Raw genomic sequence first — 16,337 nt, 5'->3', positions numbered from 1 at the left:
CTACACGGCAGTGCGAAGCTATGCGCGTTAACGGTTTTCTAACTTACGAGGGAAGGACAGTGTGACACATAAGCCACCTTCTTCTCTTGTCACTGCTTTAATAGCGCCATGATGCAATTCTACAGCAGCTTTTGCAATGGATAAGCCCAACCCCACCCCGCCAGAGGCTCTTTCTCGGGCTAAGGTTGCACGATAAAAAGGGGCAAATACCCGCTCGCACTCCTCACTTGATAAACCTTCACCATCGTCGCAAATGGTCACTGCCCACTCCGATTCTGTAACGTTAAACTCAACCGTCGTTAAATATGCGCTGTGGCGGATGGCGTTACGTAATACATTCTCTACCGCTCGGCAAAGTAAAACTTGGTCTACCAACACGGTCAACTTGGGTATTTCATCGATATCGAGGGCTTTGTTGCTATTCGCGGCTTCAAACTGCCCGTCGGTAAAAATGTCGCTAAACAACAAAGATAATGAATAAGACGAGAAGGTAGTTACCCCGTTTTCAGCGCGGCTCAGTTCCAGCAATTGCGTCACTAAGGCTTCCATACGCTCGGCCTCTCGCTCAATACGCGCCAGCGAGGCTGGGTCTACATTTTGCTGATGTGCCAAGCCAAGTGCCATTTGTAATCGAGCCAATGGAGAACGAAGTTCATGGGATATATCTGCCAGCAAGCGCTTTTGAGCGCTCCACATTTTCTCTAATTGATTGGCCATAGAGTTGAAATCTCTGCCCAACTGGCCTAGCTCGTCTTGGCGCTTATCCGTGTTACAGATACGCGTTTCCCAGTGTCCACCGGATAACAAGCGTGCAGATTTCTGAATTCGCAGAATAGGACGGGTGAGCGATTTTGCGAACAACCATGACAGTAAAGAGGTAGTTATGATGGCAATACAAAGAAACAATATGAAAGGCGGCGCATTTTCGCTAGGGCCCTCAAATTTTGCTAAGAAAAGCCCGAAACGTCGTCCATCACGCTCAAAAAAAACGGGGCCTGTAATTTTTAGCGCGCCACGATTTAGTGTGATGGGCACTTTTTGATCTATGATGCGCTTTATGTCACGTTTGTCATCTTGGGGGATTGGCGGTCCTCCTGACGTTATTACCATGCCGGAATCAACATCCACAGCAATAATTCTGCCTCTCACACCCCGCGCATTCCTGTCTAAAACCATCCTTAGCGGCGTACGAATAGAGCGATCACGAGAGACCCCCTCAAGAACTCTTTCTAGCTGGCTAACTTCTTTTGGCGATGCACTATTGACTTGAAGCTCTTCAAAGAAAAAACGACTTCCCCACCCAGCCAGCACAGCGGTAACAATAAAGGTAGCCCAAAACCATAAAAACAAGCGCCCCATAATGGCGCGAGCAGGATTTATTTTACGAAAAAACGTCATTGACCAGAGAGCAACATATAACCCACGCCGCGGATGGTTTTAATTTTTTCAATATGACTAATAGCGGCTATTTTTTTGCGCAAGTTACTTACGTGCATATCGATACTTCTATCAAACGCTTGAAGAGATTTACCTAATACCTTCAAACTGATTTCTTCTTTCGTCACTCGGCTTCCTGTGTTTAGCATAAGCAACCGAAGAATAGAAAATTCTGTACTGGTTAAGGTCATTTCAACCTCACCGACTTTGGCGACTTGGCTACTGGTGCTTAAAAACAATTCATTCACAACCAAGTCTTGCTCAATAGTACCACCGCTGTTGGTCAATGCTAGTCTACGGAATATGGCTTTAATTCGCGCGACCAGCTCTCTATGATTGAACGGCTTTGGCAAGTAGTCGTCGGCACCTAGCTCTAACCCTAGAATGCGGTCGTAGTCATCACCGCGCGCCGTCAACATAAGCACAGGTGTAGCATGACTTATTCTTAACTTTTTAAGTACGTCGAAGCCATCCATTTTAGGCATCATAACATCAAGCAGAATAAGGTCGTAATGACCGCCGGCCGTCGCTTCCGCCAACCCTGACTGCCCGTCATTACTGACGTGAATTTGATACCCCATACTTGAAAGGTAGGTGGCTAGCATGTCAGTTAGTTCATTATCATCATCGATAATAAGAATGGACTGCAAATGAAACTCTGAACTCATGTTTTTGAAACCTACGACGGCTTGATTCATCTTTCGGATACCCAAGTATAATGCATAGAGGAATGACAACGATTAAATACTGCGCGCTGCGTTAAAAAACTAGGAAACGCAACGAGCGACGACCTAGCCATTCCCACACACAAACGATGGAAATGATAAACTTTGTGACCGATAGAATCTGCGTATGGTTCAAACTTTACACAAGCTTTACAATGCGTTGACTGCTTTTGGCCGCAGAGCTAGTAATATTCTGGGGTGCGAATACAAAGGAGACGCCCGTGAAATCAATTCTCATTGTTGGGTTATTAGCGACCACTTTTACCCTAGCCCACAGCGCAAATGCGGCCCCTCAAGGCCCCAAAATGCGTGATCATGCTCCTGGGATGGAAATGATCAAAACCTTAAGCCGCCTTTCTCTTTCTTCAGAGCAAATGGATGAGGTGAAAAAGCTTGTTACCGCGTTTAAAGCCAATCATGAACGCCCAGACGCCTCGCCGGAGCACCCAGACAAGCCCGACCTCGCTACCCTTTCAGAAAGTGAAATTCGTAGCCTTGTAGAAACCAGAATACTGAAACAACAATCGCATCATTTTGCTAGTGCAGAACTTCGCAATGCAATTTATGGACTTTTAACCGAATCGCAGCGCGCGTTACTTTCTGAGCAAAAATCAGCACGGGATGCCAGAAGAAGCTCAATGCAAGATGAAGCGCAAAATAGACCGCAAGGCAAGCCATTTGGGGCCCGCAGAGGTAACCCGTTAAATAACCTTAGACCGCCGTTTGAAGCACTTCAACTGACTGACGAGCAGTTAGCATCACTTGAAACCTTAAACGCCACTTTTCGTGAAACCCGCTTTCAACATAAAATGACACTGGATGAACTCAGAGACGCTGAGCAAGCCCTTGTGCGAAGTGGCAATTTCTCCGAATCTGCATGGGATGCACTTTACGCTGAATATAAAGATGATCTCGTTAATGCAGCAATAGAAAATATTACTCATAAACAAGCCACGTTTGCGGTACTTACCGACGCCCAGAAAACTGAGCTACAGCAAAGGCGAGAAAATGTGGACGCGCTTCGCCGTTTGTTCAGCGATAATTAACACTACTCGCTAGAAAAAGATAACAACATGGAACATAAGCAAAGACGCAAACTTTAGTTTGCGTCTTTTTTTTGTACTGGCGACACTATGTCATATAAGTGAACTGCCGATTCTGCGCCTTCAACCTTTAACACACTCACTTCATCCCCTAAATGGGTAATGGCGAATTGTCCATCTTCTACCGGTAACATAACGCTCTTAGTTGGTGATAAAAGTACCGGTAACGACTGCTGCTTGTACAACTGAAAGCTGTCGCCTTCGCGGATACCTTGGGCAAGACCTAAATCGACAATCAACTGCTGGTTACTGGTATTAACCACGCGCGCAAAGGTAGGCTCGCAGGTAATAGCGGCAGATATATCGGTTACTGCTGCATTTACGGTGTTTAATACCATTCGCCCATACTCACTGCGCCAGAATAAGCTGTTGTTAGTATCGACTTGATAGCTATTTTCAAACTCCCAATCTGCTTCACTGTGATAACTGTCGTTATAAATGATACGTTGCCTGAAGGTATCTAGCACGAACACTTGAAGGGTAAAGTTGCGCCTAACCGCTACCTCGTCGCTGCTAAAAAAGGACTCACTTTGTGCTATTTGCTCAAACAGACTTACATCTTTAATGTAGCCGAATAGTGCGAACTGCTGACCATAGGTATCGCGTAAGTAAGTCGATTTTTGTTGTAACTCTACGCCTGAAAGTGCTTCGGCAGACCACATATCGGCGCTAGTCATGGCTTGTGATATCTGCATGACATTAGGTGTATCCGCGGTATTTTTCAGTTGCTGCGCAAATCGTTGTGTAATGTGTTTACCAATATTATAAATACCGCCTGTGGCCGCCTGTCGTGAGTCGAGTAAGGCAAAGTGCGTCACCAGCAAACGCTTTTGAAAACGATTGGGTTCACAATCAAACAAGGGAGTTAGATTGACATTCACCACTACCGATAGGACATTGTCTTTAACGCTTTCGCTAATGATTTCAACCCGCTGTATTCGGCCTGCTGTACGAAGCTCGGCTTTGCTGCTGAGTATTAACCCATTGATTAGAACATCTTCGGCAGCAATAACACTTCCGCTCTTGTAAGACGCATCCGCGATAGCATTTTTAATCACTGTAGGGCGCACAGAATCTAAGTCTGCACCGGTAAAATTGAGACTTGCTTCACCTTGTACCCATATCGCCATGGCCGGGACATGCCACAGCGTTAATAGTGCTATACCCAGACGAAGATAGCCTTTCATACTTTTCACCTATTAACCGAATATTGCGAACAATTTGTCTATCACAGAGCGCTCTTGATTCTCTTGCAAATCACCGGTTCCACTATATTCAATGAGTGCGTTGCCTACTTTTGAAGACACCACTGTATTGCTTTCATCAACGTCTTGCTTGCGTACTTCACCAGAAAAGCGAATGTATTCTTTTCCTTTATTCATGGTTATCCATTTTTCCCCTGTGACCAGCAGGTTTCCCGCAGGCGTAATGGCGGTGACGTAAACCGTAATGCTGCCTTGCAATGAGTTTGACTGGCTTGATTGAGCCGAACTGGTAAATTCACTGTCTTGTCCGTGGTCTACTTCAAGATCATCGCCTTCAATTTGAATTCCCCCTACCCGCACAGTTAAAGGTTCTATATCAAAGGTGCTGTTTTTATCTTGGTTGTAATCAAGTGACTTCTCAGACTGGGTGGTCTCATCCAGTTTTATTAGAATCATATCGCCCACTTTGTACTGACTATGGCGCTGGTATAAACCCATGGCTAGCTCCGGGTTAAACAAAGAGCCACTAGGAATACGAACTTGTTCAACAGGATAAGCCCGCGGTGGAGCATAAGTGGGATCGCCGGGCGCAGGGTTATCAGAGGTAGGCGAGATGGCTCGTTGCTCTACTTTTGGGTTAGTTGGACTGCTTGCCACCACTTCTTCTTCTTGTGAAACCGTTTGGGCGCAACCGGTCATTGTAAAGATTATGGCAAGAAACACTTTCTGGCATCGATTTTTCATAATGTGCTCTGAAGGAAATAAAAAATAATGTTAATTAAATGCCATCCATGACCCGAACAGGAGCAAGTTTAAACGAATAATTTCCACACGAAATACGTTCTTTAGTAACTTTGCAAAACCTTTACAAAACAATGATATGCCTGCGGGTATGGGGGAGTTATGGCCATTGAAACATCGACACAAGGCACAATAAATTCGTTGCTTTCAGCAGTACCATTAACGGGGGACAATTCCACCTCGAATACGGCAGAGGAAGCGGCAACAACTAGCCAGTCTTTGCCGTCTATGTTTGCCGCTTTGTTGTCAAATGAAGAAGCTAGCAATGACGAAACGTCAGATTCACAAAGCAGTACTAGTACAAGTCAATTTGATACCAGCTTGTTATCGAACCTCGTCACTGATGACGCCATTAGTCTAATGCAAAACCAATTGCTTGGTGCGCTACAAAATAATGTCTTCGCGGCGCTTACTGCGGCAGCATCAACGTCTTCAACCGATACCGAAACACAAGCATCAAGCAGCGCTGCTATTTCAACTACCACTTCAACTTCTGTAGAAGCAGCAAGTACTGAAATCGATGCCGAAACAACCTCGATGTTCGATAGCATGATGACATCGGTATTTGGTGAGGACGGGCTGGGGCTTCAAGACGGGTTCGACGCACTAAATATTGTGAACCACTTGCCAGTTGTGTCTGATATTTATGAGGCGACGACATCAAGCCATATTGCGGCGGCATCCAGTATGGCAGGCAGCTTCTTATATGGTGGCCTCGGCGGATTACTTTATAACGCCGTCGACCTAACTGTAGAGGGGCTTACCGGTAAGAGTATCTCAACTAATTTATGGGATGCGGGCAAACAAATAATAAATGGTAATACGGCCACTGAAAGCACAGGTGAAAATAGCCTAATGATAGATGAGGCCGATGGCGAGACATCATCAACACCTGCCAGTGACGTTTATGAATTTGTACGTCGACAAGCTGGTGGCTAAGGGGTTACGCAAACTTTGGGGAGGTAACGTACGAGAGCTATAAGCGGCGGCTAGCGCCGCCACGCTTAAAAATTGGGCTTAATTGGTTTGTATTCAGACGATAAGAAAAGTGGTGACGTTACCATTAAATCGGCGGTGGCTGGCGTACATGCCACTGGCACATTCCACACTGAACATAATCGCAATAGTGCGCGAACATCAGGGTCGTGAGGAGCTGCGTTTAACGGATCCCAAAAGAAAAACAGCGCATCAAGTCTGTTTTCAGCGATTAATGCACCAATTTGCTGATCGCCGCCAAGTGGACCACTTTTAAACCGTTTTACTACTAGTCCGGTTTCGTCACTAATGAGCCCGCCTGTAGTACCTGTTGCCACTAGGTCACATTGTTTCATTATTTCGATATGATTATGAACCCATGCCAGTAATTCAGGCTTTTTATGATCGTGAGCGACTAGCGCAACGGTAAGTTTACTCATACTTAGAAATTCCAACTGTCGTTTGTTTAACCATGGATAATCCGTATCTTCGCCGATTTATGCGATAATTAGTATAAATATTCAGTTTTATACACTCAATTGTCAACATTATGTCATATCTCAGTGGCTACTATAGACAAAACTCCTCACAAGCTATTTCGTGCCAATTCTTCGGCGCTGAAAACTTAAAATATTTATACATTTTTATTGCATAAATATTCCATATAAGTAAACTAGGTGACGGTTAAGGCATCCAACCCACTTTAGGGTTGATACAGACACAGGAAGCACTGATGACACAACCAACTCTCGTTCATGGTAGTAATACTGGGAACGTAAAAGAGTTAACCTCTCCCCTGGATAGCTGCACATTGCATGGCTTGCGACGACGATTGTCTGCGAATATGCTTTTTCGGTAGCACACTTTTTACCTTTGTAATGTGGTAGCGGTTAGGCAAAGGATTACGCCAAATCAGTTTACAAAGGTAAAAAGTGATTTTTTTCTCCATTTATTGAATTTTTCATTATGTATAACGTTTCGATTATTGGTGCCAGTGGTTACACCGGCGCACAGCTAGTTCAATTAGTTCATCAACATCCTGCTTTGTCGCTTGAGGGTACTTATGTCTCTGAAAATAGCGCTGATACGGGCAAAAACATTGCGGCTCTGCATGGCAATCTAGCCCACCTCAACTATACGTTGACGCCTATTAGTAATGACATATTAGTCGAGCTGGCCGCCGAGATGGACTTCGTATTGTTAGCAACGCCGCATGAAGCTAGCCACGACTGGATGGAAACTTTGTCTGCGGGCAAAGCAAAAATACTCGACTTATCTGGTGCATTTAGAATTAAAGACACCCAAGTTTTTGAGCAGTTTTATGGTTTCCCTCATACCGCAAAAGCCAGTTTGAGCGAGGCGGTATACGGTCTGGCGGAATGGTACGAAGACGATATTGCACAAGCAGATATCATTGCAGTACCTGGCTGCTACCCAACTGCGAGCTTGTCAGCACTGAAACCTTTGGCTGCAAATGGCCTATTAGATGATGCGGTTCGCCCTGTGATCAACGCGGTATCGGGTGTCTCGGGAGCAGGCAGAAAAGCCAGTCTAACGTCAAGTTTCTATGAAGTTAGCTTGCAAGCTTACGGTGTGCTTGGTCATCGCCATACGCCAGAAATTGAAGCCTATTTAGCGACGCCGGTTATATTTACTCCTCATTTAGGCAACTTTAAACGGGGCATACTTGCCACTGTTACGGTTAAGTTAAATAAGGGAGTGACTAGCGCTCAACTAGATGCCGCCTTTACCGAAGCATATGCTAATGCGCCTTTGGTAAGATTACGCGAAAGCTTCCCTAAAATTGACGATGTGGCGCATACGCCTTTTGTTGATTTACACTGGAAGTTTGATGAAACATCTGGTTATGCAGTAGTGACGGCAGCCATCGACAATGTTATGAAAGGGGCAGCATCCCAGGCGATTCAGTGCCTTAACATTATGACTGCCCAACCGGTTGAAACAGGACTCGTGCAATAATGAACAGTTCACCCGTTGTAATAAAAGTGGGCGGTGCATTGCTAGACGACGCAGCCGCTATGCAAAAGCTATTTTTAAGCATTAAACACGTCAGCCAATCACGCCCTGTTGCTGTGGTTCACGGTGGCGGCCCTTTGGTTGAAACCCTGATGGCAAGTTTAGGCTTGGCAAGCACCAAAATTGATGGTTTGCGGGTTACCCCGGATGAGCATATGCCTTATATCTGTGGTGCATTAGCCGGCGCTGCAAACAAACAGTTATGTGCTGCGGCGATTGCCTCAGGATTAACGCCCGTCGGTCTTTCTTTACTTGATGGCAATATGGTAGTGTGCCAACCGATGGCTGAGAAATATGGCGCTGTGGGCATTCCTTCAACTGCCGATGCCTCTTTCCTTAAGAGTGCATTAGCGCAAGCCACATTACCGATTATAAGCTCAATTGGCAGTAGTCCTGAAGGGCGTTTGTTGAATATCAACGCAGATCAAGCCGCCACTGTCGTTGCCGAGTTGCTTGATGCTGAATTATTGTTGCTATCGAACGTTGATGGTGTACTTGATGCTGACAAGCAACTCATTGAAGTGCTTAATCACGATTCAATTACCGAGCTAGCACATGCAGGGGTGATTACCGACGGTATGAAAGTTAAGGTAGACGCCGCGCTGCAGTCTGCCAATACCCTTGGACACCCGGTTTATATTGCTAGCTGGACGGCTGACATAACTGATATTTTAAATAAGAATACGGGCACGCAGGTATTACCTACATCGCAAGCACCGGAACATGGCGTACTAGGAGACGCATTATGAAACAAGACCTACTGACTTTTTCCAATTGGACACCCGAAGCAATGCATAAGCTGTTGAATTTGGCTGTTGAAATTAAGCAATCACCTTCGAGCTACAGCAATGTATTAGCCGGAAAATCGGTAGTCGCCTTGTTTGAAAAGCCTTCCTTGCGTACCCGTGTCAGCTTCGATATTGGTATTAATCGCTTAGGCGGCCACATGGTGTATCTAGATAGCCAAGGTGGAAAACTTGCAGGCCGTGAAGACGCGGTCGATATGGCGGCTAATCTAGCATGCTGGGCAGATGCTATTGTCGCCCGAGTTTTTTCTCACAACACGTTAGAGCAGTTCTCTACTGCCTCTAAAGTGCCTGTAGTCAACGCACTCTGCGACAAGTATCACCCTTGTCAGGCATTAGCCGATTACCTCACCGTATTCGAACGCTTTGGTAAGACCCAAGGCATTACCATGGCCTACATTGGTGATGGCAATAATGTAACCCACTCTTTGTTAATTGCAGGTGCATTATTAGGCTGCAATCAAGTAGTGGTTACGCCAGAAGGTCACGAATGTGATGCCGAGATTGTCGCGCATGCTAAAAAGCTTGCCGAAAAAACGGGCGCGACCATCGTTGAAAGCCACGACGTTAGCGCTGCAAACGGCGCTGATGTGATCTACGCTGATACCTGGTTGTCGATGGGTGACGAAACGCCGCTGGCTGATATTAAAGCGAAATTTATGCCGTATCAGGTCAATGAAGCGCTGATGGAATCTACCGGTGCAAGCTATGTAATGCACTGCCAACCGGCACACCGCGACCTAGAAATTACAGGTTCGTTGATTGATAGCGACAAGTCGTTATTAATGCAACAAGCCGAAAATAGAATGCATGGCCAAAACGCCATTCTCACTCAATTATTAAGTGCCTAAGAGGACTCTTTTAGATGCAAAACGTAAAGAAAATCGTACTCGCCTATTCAGGCGGCCTTGACACTTCAGCCATCATTCCATGGCTTAAAGAAAACTATCACTGCGAAGTCGTTGCCTTTGCGGCCGATGTTGGCCAAGGCGATGAAGAACTAGAAGGTTTGCATGAAAAAGCAATCGCTTCAGGTGCTAGTGAATGTCACATCGTTGACTTAAAAGAAGAGTTCGTGCGCGAATACATATACCCCACCATTAAAACGGGCGCGGTATATGAAGGCGAATACCTACTTGGTACATCAATGGCTCGCCCGGTTATTGCCAAAGCGCAAGTTGAAATTGCCTTAAAAGTAGGTGCTGATGCACTTTGCCATGGTTGTACCGGTAAAGGTAACGACCAAGTTCGCTTTGAAAGTACCTTCGCTGCCCTTGCACCACAGCTCACTGTTATTGCGCCATGGCGAGAGTGGGACATGGTATCGCGTGAAGACCTATTGGCTTATTTAGCTGAGCGTAATATCGAAACCACGGCATCTGCCACCAAAATCTACAGCCGCGATGCAAACGCATGGCATATTTCCCACGAAGGCGGGGAATTAGAAGATCCATGGCAAGAGCCAACCAAACAAATCTGGACCATGACGGTTGATCCAGAAGATGCTCCAGATGCACCTGAGCGTGTTACGCTTTCTTTCAATGAAGGTGAACTCACTCACGTTGACGGTGAAGCCTTATCGCCTTACCAAGCGCTGGTTAAGCTAAACACAGTGGCAGCTGCACACGGTGTGGGTCGTATTGACATTGTTGAAAACCGTTTAGTGGGCATGAAGTCCCGTGGTTGTTATGAAACACCAGGAGGCACAGTAATGCTCAAAGCTTATAAAGCCCTTGAAACAATGGTGCTTGATAAAGCCGCGCTTAAATACCGTGAGCAAATTGGCCTTGAGTTCTCGCACGTGATGTACGATGGCCGTTGGTTCACAGCCTTAAACGATGCCTTACTAGCCGGCGCAGAATCTTTCGCTAAGAAAGTGACTGGCGACATCGTAGTGAAGCTTTATAAAGGTCAGGCGACCGTTACACAACGCCGCTCACCTAACAGCCTTTATTCAGAAGATTTTGCTACCTTTGGTGCAGATGATGTTTACGACCAAAAACACGCTGAAGGCTTTATTCGCCTGTTCAGTCTTTCAAGTCGTATCGCTGCATTAAAAAATCAAGGTTAAGGAGTAACACATGGCATTGTGGGGTGGTCGATTCGAATCAGGCGCGAGTAGCATGTTCAAGCAGGTTAACGATTCGTTGCCGTTTGACCAAGTGATGGCAAGCCAAGATATTCAAGGCTCTATTAGCTGGTCTCGTGCGCTGCAAAAAGCAGGCGTACTGACCACAGACGAACAAGCACAACTTGAAGGTGCACTAAGCGATTTGAAAGCGAAAGCTGACGCGGGTGAACTAGACTTTAACGCTTCTAGCGAAGAAGACATTCATAGCTTTGTTGAGTCTGCACTTATTGAACAACTTGGTGATATTGGCCGCAAACTTCATACGGGCCGAAGCCGTAACGATCAGGTAGCTACAGATTTTCGTTTGTGGGTGCGTGAGCATATTGCGTCACTTCGTAGTGATGTTGTGGCCGTTATTCGCTCACTCCTTAATGCCGCAAGTCGTCACCAGGAAGCCATTATTCCTGGTTACACCCACTTGCAACGTGCTCAGCCTATACACTTTGCTCACTGGTGCTTAGCATATGTTGAAATGTTTAAGCGCGACTTAAGCCGCTTAGACGATTTAAAAGACCGTATGAATCAGTGCCCACTGGGCTCTGGTGCATTAGCGGGTACGACTTACCCCGTTGACCGCCACGCTATTGCACAAGAGTTAGGCTTTGACTCGCCATGCTTAAACAGTCTAGATGCTGTATCAGACAGAGATTTCGTATTAGAGCTTTTGTTTGTCGCGAGCACCAGCATGATGCACCTGTCTCGCGTGGCCGAAGACATGATTTTTTATAACTCTGGCGAAGCGGGCTTCTTGCAGCTTGGCGATAGCGTAACCTCAGGTTCGTCGCTAATGCCACAGAAGAAAAACCCTGACGCATTAGAACTTATGCGCGGTAAATGTGGCCGTGTATTCGGTTCACTGCAAGCCTTGCTGGTGACCATGAAAGGTTTACCTCTTGCGTACAACAAAGATATGCAAGAAGACAAAGAAGGTGCCATCGACACGGTAAACCAATGGCATATTTGTTTGTGCATTGCTTCCGAGGTACTTGACTCATTACAGCTTAATGAAGAGCGTTGCCGCGAAGCCGCGACACAAGGTTTTGCCAACGCCACTGAGCTTGCCGACTACTTAGTAGGCAAGGGTATTCCGTTTAGAACGGGTCATGATATTGCCGGTAAAGTGGTACTAGAAGCCATTGAAGCAGGCTGTGCGATTGAAGATTTACCATTAGAAAGCTTGCAAGCTGTATGCGATAAAATTGAAGATGATGTTTATACCGTATTGCAATTAGAGTACGGCGTAAATCAGCGCAACATATTAGGTGGCACTAGCAAAGAAACAGTGACTAAAGCACTGTATCAAGAGCTAGAAAACCTAGATAAGCAAGGGTAATCACATGGTGCTTGCCCATCATGACGGCGTTAAACTTTTCAGGAGTTCACTGCCGTATATCAATGCTCATCAAGGGAAAACCTTTGTTTTGATGTTCGGTGGCGAAGCCATTGAACATCCTAACTTCCCCAATATTATTCATGACATTGCCCTGCTGAATACCTTAGGTGTTCGCGTGGTAGTAGTACATGGTGCACGCCCGCAGATTGATCAACGCGTGGCCCTTCGCAACATTGAAGGTCGATTTGAAAATGGCGTGCGTATTACCGACAAGCAAACCCTAGAGTGCGTTAAAGATGCCGCAGGCTCTGTGCGCTCACAAGTAGAAGCCTTACTTACCATGGGACTACCTAATTCACCGATGCACGGCGCACAAATTCGGGTGTGTTCAGGTAATTTGGTGGTTGCTAAGCCTATGGGTGTGCGAAATGGCATTGATTTCGAAAATACCGGCATGGTTCGCCGTATTGATACCACCGGCATTAACGACCACTTAAACGATGGTTCTATTGTGTTGCTCTCCCCTATGGGGTATTCAGCTACAGGGGAAGTATTTAATCTTTCCCATGAAGATGTAGCCACTCAAGCGGCCATTGCGCTTAAGGCTGATAAGCTCATTGTGTTTTCTAACTTTGACGGTATTTACAATAGTGAAGAAAAGTTACTTCGCACTATTGAGCGCCCGCAGCTAGAACAGCTCATTATGAGTGGCAATATCACTACCGAAGATACCGTTTTGCGTGCCCTTACCACCAGCGTAGCCGCTGGTGTGCCAAGAGCGCACTGCATTAGTTACGAAAAAGACGGCGCATTGCTGCAAGAGCTCTTTACCCGCGATGGTACAGGCTCGTTGGTGATGGAACATCACTACGAACAACTGCGTGCCGCGACTATTGATGATGTGGGTGGCATTTTAAAACTCATTAAACCGCTAGAAGAAAGTGGTGTATTGGTTAAGCGCTCACGTGAACGGCTGGAAAGTGAAATCAATCAATTTATTGTAATTGTTCGGGACGGGATGATCATCGCGTGTGCGGCGCTTTACCTTTACCCCGAAGATGGTTGCGCTGAATTAGCCTGTGTAGCTACCCACCCTGATTATCGCGGTAAAAATCGTGGTGAACGAATTTTAGATGAAGTTAAAATACGAGCCCGCGAAGCGGATATCAATCGTGTATTCGTGCTTACTACAGTTACTGCGCACTGGTTTTTAGAGCAAGGTTTTGAACACGCAGATATTAGTGCTCTGCCAGAAGTGAAAAAAGAACTTTATAACTTTCAGCGTAACTCTAAAGTGTTCACCCTAAACATATAGATTATGATTTAGCGCGCACCTTAAAAGAAAAATTAAATTATCAATAAATATCAGCAATTTAAAACAATATTCTCGACAAACAGCCAAGGCTGAGATAACGTTGATGATAGAATAATTACTCGGTTATATGTAGTGTTTAATCGTTGCAGTACGTTACTCAAACGTTACCTTCTTCTTGATGCAGAGCATGTTCGCGCCCCAGACGCTGATACATGGAAGCTTAGCGTGCTGCGAATTATCCTTCTTATTGGTGTTACCTTAACCTCAGCCATCGTACTGCACTCATCTTATGCCGCCTATCAAAAGGGCATGTATTACGTTTTGTATCTTACTATTGGCTTTTCAGCGTTACTTTACGCCACATTGGGGCTTCGTAAAGGTCAAATAAAACTCGCGTCAGCCAGCCTTACCCTCACTATAGTTTTAGCGGGGCTGTGTATACTATTCTTCACGATAGATATTGCCTCGGCTCGTTACGGCTTGTTATTTTTCTTCACGCTTCCCATTATTTTGAGGCTGTTTTATGGCAATAAAGCCGCCATGATTGGTATGTTTGTGAACCTTATTCCTTTTGCCGTTCTAATAAACAACCAGCCAATTGCCCCACTTTTCGGCATCGACATCACCTTACCCGACACTCACACCTATTTAAGTTCGTTAATATTCCTGTTTTTTAACTTTTGCCTTCCCATGGCAGTGATTCGCGTGATGACATCATTGGAAAGTCAGTCATCGCAAAACTTGAAGCAAACGAAAAAGATGGAAAAACTGGTAAGTCGCTATCAAGAAATTTTTAACAACGGCGGCACCCCTTCCCTTTTTTGTGATCAGCAAGGGAAGATATTGCAAGCTAACAAAAGCGCCCGAAAACTGATTAATCAATTACCGGAACCCTGCCATTATATTCATCAACTTTTTGAGCTAAATGAGCCGCTAAGTGCAGGTCATCGGCAAAAGACACATATATCGGGCAATCCACATGCCACCTTCGAGCTTCAATCTGCCAGCCTTCAGCACCACAAAAAACAATTGATCCATTGCTTCGACGTATCTGAGGCAACGGAACATGACCGCAAGTTTGACGCTTTTAAACGCCAGCATTTTGAAAAGCATTATTACGATGAGCTCACCGGCCTGCGAAACCACCATTATTGGAATTGCAGTATTAATCAGCCCGTTCCCGCAAACACACACGCGGTCATGCTAAAACTTGCGAATTTACGTGACATTAATTTGCAGTATGGTTACACCCAAGGTGATAAAGCATTGGCCAGATGTGCGGCGCAGATACAAAGTGTGCTGCCCGCATCGGTGAACGTATATCGATTACCTGGCGCTAGATTTCTGGTCTCAAGTCAACATGACTCCCGCAAGTCCAAAGACTTTAATACTTGGCTTCGGAATAAGCTTCCCCGCACTATTCAGATTGATGACAATTTCGTAAAGCGAACTCAAACACTAAACTGGTTGGGCGGTTTTGTACAAGTAAACACCCCCAAGTCGCCCTCTCAGGTTACTGAGTCTTGTGCAATCGCCTTAAGCCAAGCCAGTAGCGACAAAGATTTCAGTCAGTTCGATAGCAACGTAGTAAAACTTATTCGTAAAGACACGCAACATAGAGACAAGGTGAAACGGTTACTCGACAATCGCTGCTTAGCGTTATGGCTACAACCTCAAGTTTCAATTGATAATGCAATTGTCGGCTTTGAAGTGCTTGCTAGGCTCAAAGATGATGAAGAGGATAAGATACTTCACCCCTACCATTTTCTTCCTGTTATTGAAAAGAATAACTGGCATATTCTCTTTACTCAAAAGGTGCTCGATAACACCATCGAGCTTATAGAAAACTGGCCGAACACTATTCCGCCAGTTCCCGTGGCAATAAACTTGTCAGGCCCTGAACTACTCAGTGATTTGTTCTACGAAAAGCTACTACGCCGCTATTCAGAGAGCCCATTTTTACGAGAGCGCCTGAAACTTGAATTAACAGAAACATCAGTATTGGCAAGTCACCAAGAAACGAAACGCAGGCTAACTTCATTGGCCAATGTGGGCGCAACTATTATTATTGATGACTTTGGTACTGGCCACGCGTCGTTGTCGCAACTTATTGATATGTCAGCATCGGTATTAAAGGTTGATAGAGAATTTATAGATCGTATAGACAGTTCAGAGCGTCACCGAAAAATTGTTCAGATGACGCTAGAGTTGGCAAAAAGCCTCGATATGAAAACCATTGCCGAAGGGGTAGAAACCCAAGCACAGCTTAAGTTACTCACCGACATGGGTTTTACCCTATTTCAAGGCTACCTTTTCGGGAAGCCAGCTCCTCTTGAGGCCTGGCAAGGAATGGAGACAGCCATCATCGTTGGAAAATCCGCAGTTTGATAGCGGTCTATAACAAATTTAAATACCCATTCTCTTGCAATTTCAATCGGCTCCCGCTTTACTGGTAAGACCAGAAGAGCG

14 protein-coding genes are annotated in these 16,337 nt (G+C 45.5%); 9 read left to right on the top strand and 5 right to left on the bottom strand.

Features of this window, described 5'->3' with window-relative positions; translation table 11 throughout:
- Positions 1-27: 27 nt before the first annotated feature.
- Positions 28-1,398, bottom strand: coding sequence for an ATP-binding protein (locus tag KYS23_RS05265; RefSeq protein ID WP_159528355.1), 1,371 nt, complete (start codon positions 1,396-1,398; stop codon positions 28-30).
- The gene (locus KYS23_RS05260) at positions 1,395-2,135 is read right to left on the bottom strand and encodes a response regulator transcription factor (RefSeq protein WP_159528353.1); all 741 of its coding nucleotides are present in this window, start codon (positions 2,133-2,135) and stop codon (positions 1,395-1,397) included. The genes KYS23_RS05265 and KYS23_RS05260 overlap by 4 nt, the downstream gene beginning before the upstream one ends.
- Positions 2,136-2,383: 248 nt before the next feature.
- Between KYS23_RS05260 and KYS23_RS05255 the strand changes: the two genes are divergently transcribed.
- Entirely contained in the window at positions 2,384-3,208 is an 825-nt protein-coding gene (locus KYS23_RS05255) for a Spy/CpxP family protein refolding chaperone (protein WP_218418180.1), read from the top strand.
- A 53-nt stretch (positions 3,209-3,261) separates the two neighbouring features.
- Here KYS23_RS05255 and KYS23_RS05250 read toward each other — a convergent pair whose 3' ends face one another.
- Together KYS23_RS05250 and KYS23_RS05245 are read right to left on the bottom strand one after the other, a co-directional pair.
- On the bottom strand, positions 3,262-4,452 hold the full coding sequence (locus KYS23_RS05250; protein WP_159528349.1) for a flagellar assembly protein T N-terminal domain-containing protein: 1,191 nt from the start codon (positions 4,450-4,452) through the stop codon (positions 3,262-3,264).
- Between the two features lie 12 nt (positions 4,453-4,464).
- Positions 4,465-5,214 carry a flagellar basal body L-ring protein FlgH gene (locus KYS23_RS05245; RefSeq protein ID WP_159528347.1) on the bottom strand — a complete coding sequence of 250 codons (750 nt, stop codon included), beginning with the start codon at positions 5,212-5,214 and terminating at the stop codon, positions 4,465-4,467.
- A gap of 159 nt (positions 5,215-5,373) precedes the next feature.
- Here KYS23_RS05245 and KYS23_RS05240 point away from each other — a divergent pair, with 159 nt between their 5' ends.
- Positions 5,374-6,210, top strand: coding sequence for a hypothetical protein (locus KYS23_RS05240; protein ID WP_159528345.1), 837 nt, complete (start codon positions 5,374-5,376; stop codon positions 6,208-6,210).
- Between the two features lie 65 nt (positions 6,211-6,275).
- Here the strand turns inward: KYS23_RS05240 and KYS23_RS05235 are convergent, their stop codons facing one another.
- Positions 6,276-6,686, bottom strand: a complete 411-nt coding sequence (locus KYS23_RS05235) for a methylglyoxal synthase (protein ID WP_159528343.1) — start codon at positions 6,684-6,686, stop codon at positions 6,276-6,278.
- A gap of 526 nt (positions 6,687-7,212) precedes the next feature.
- Between KYS23_RS05235 and argC the strand changes: the two genes are divergently transcribed.
- From argC to KYS23_RS05200, 7 genes are all read left to right on the top strand, one after another.
- Positions 7,213-8,226, top strand: a complete 1,014-nt coding sequence (argC, locus tag KYS23_RS05230; protein ID WP_218395618.1) for an N-acetyl-gamma-glutamyl-phosphate reductase — start codon at positions 7,213-7,215, stop codon at positions 8,224-8,226.
- Positions 8,226-9,032 carry an acetylglutamate kinase gene (argB, locus tag KYS23_RS05225; protein ID WP_159528339.1) on the top strand — a complete coding sequence of 269 codons (807 nt, stop codon included), beginning with the start codon at positions 8,226-8,228 and terminating at the stop codon, positions 9,030-9,032. The genes argC and argB overlap by 1 nt, the downstream gene beginning before the upstream one ends.
- Positions 9,029-9,940 (top strand): ornithine carbamoyltransferase, encoded by a 912-nt coding sequence (locus KYS23_RS05220; RefSeq protein WP_218395620.1) that lies wholly within the window; start codon positions 9,029-9,031, stop codon positions 9,938-9,940. Before argB ends, KYS23_RS05220 begins: the two co-directional genes overlap by 4 nt.
- 14 nt (positions 9,941-9,954) lie before the next feature.
- A complete protein-coding gene (locus KYS23_RS05215) occupies positions 9,955-11,160 on the top strand; it encodes an argininosuccinate synthase (protein ID WP_159528335.1) in 1,206 nt (401 codons plus the stop codon).
- A gap of 10 nt (positions 11,161-11,170) precedes the next feature.
- On the top strand, positions 11,171-12,553 hold the full coding sequence (gene argH, locus KYS23_RS05210) for an argininosuccinate lyase (protein ID WP_159528333.1): 1,383 nt from the start codon (positions 11,171-11,173) through the stop codon (positions 12,551-12,553).
- Between the two features lie 4 nt (positions 12,554-12,557).
- On the top strand, positions 12,558-13,868 hold the full coding sequence (gene argA / locus KYS23_RS05205) for an amino-acid N-acetyltransferase (RefSeq protein ID WP_159528331.1): 1,311 nt from the start codon (positions 12,558-12,560) through the stop codon (positions 13,866-13,868).
- A gap of 132 nt (positions 13,869-14,000) precedes the next feature.
- Complete coding sequence (locus KYS23_RS05200) at positions 14,001-16,256, top strand: sensor domain-containing phosphodiesterase (RefSeq protein WP_159528329.1); 2,256 nt, start codon at positions 14,001-14,003, stop codon at positions 16,254-16,256.
- The last annotated feature ends 81 nt before the right edge of the window (positions 16,257-16,337 follow it).

This window comes from Alteromonas lipotrueae, from assembly GCF_019249255.1.
Classification (GTDB): domain Bacteria; phylum Pseudomonadota; class Gammaproteobacteria; order Enterobacterales; family Alteromonadaceae; genus Alteromonas; species Alteromonas lipotrueae.
This window is presented reverse-complemented; position numbering and strand designations above follow the sequence as displayed.

Coding starts and splice junctions, on each gene's coding strand:
- KYS23_RS05265 (WP_159528355.1), bottom strand. CDS start 1,398: ATGACGTTTTTTCGTAAAATAAATCCTGCTCGCGCCATTATGGGGCGC.
- KYS23_RS05260 (WP_159528353.1), bottom strand. CDS start 2,135: ATGAATCAAGCCGTCGTAGGTTTCAAAAACATGAGTTCAGAGTTTCAT.
- KYS23_RS05250 (WP_159528349.1), bottom strand. CDS start 4,452: ATGAAAGGCTATCTTCGTCTGGGTATAGCACTATTAACGCTGTGGCAT.
- KYS23_RS05245 (WP_159528347.1), bottom strand. CDS start 5,214: ATGAAAAATCGATGCCAGAAAGTGTTTCTTGCCATAATCTTTACAATG.
- KYS23_RS05240 (WP_159528345.1), top strand. CDS start 5,374: ATGGCCATTGAAACATCGACACAAGGCACAATAAATTCGTTGCTTTCA.
- KYS23_RS05235 (WP_159528343.1), bottom strand. CDS start 6,686: ATGAGTAAACTTACCGTTGCGCTAGTCGCTCACGATCATAAAAAGCCT.
- argC (WP_218395618.1), top strand. CDS start 7,213: ATGTATAACGTTTCGATTATTGGTGCCAGTGGTTACACCGGCGCACAG.
- argB (WP_159528339.1), top strand. CDS start 8,226: ATGAACAGTTCACCCGTTGTAATAAAAGTGGGCGGTGCATTGCTAGAC.
- KYS23_RS05220 (WP_218395620.1), top strand. CDS start 9,029: ATGAAACAAGACCTACTGACTTTTTCCAATTGGACACCCGAAGCAATG.
- KYS23_RS05215 (WP_159528335.1), top strand. CDS start 9,955: ATGCAAAACGTAAAGAAAATCGTACTCGCCTATTCAGGCGGCCTTGAC.
- argH (WP_159528333.1), top strand. CDS start 11,171: ATGGCATTGTGGGGTGGTCGATTCGAATCAGGCGCGAGTAGCATGTTC.
- argA (WP_159528331.1), top strand. CDS start 12,558: ATGGTGCTTGCCCATCATGACGGCGTTAAACTTTTCAGGAGTTCACTG.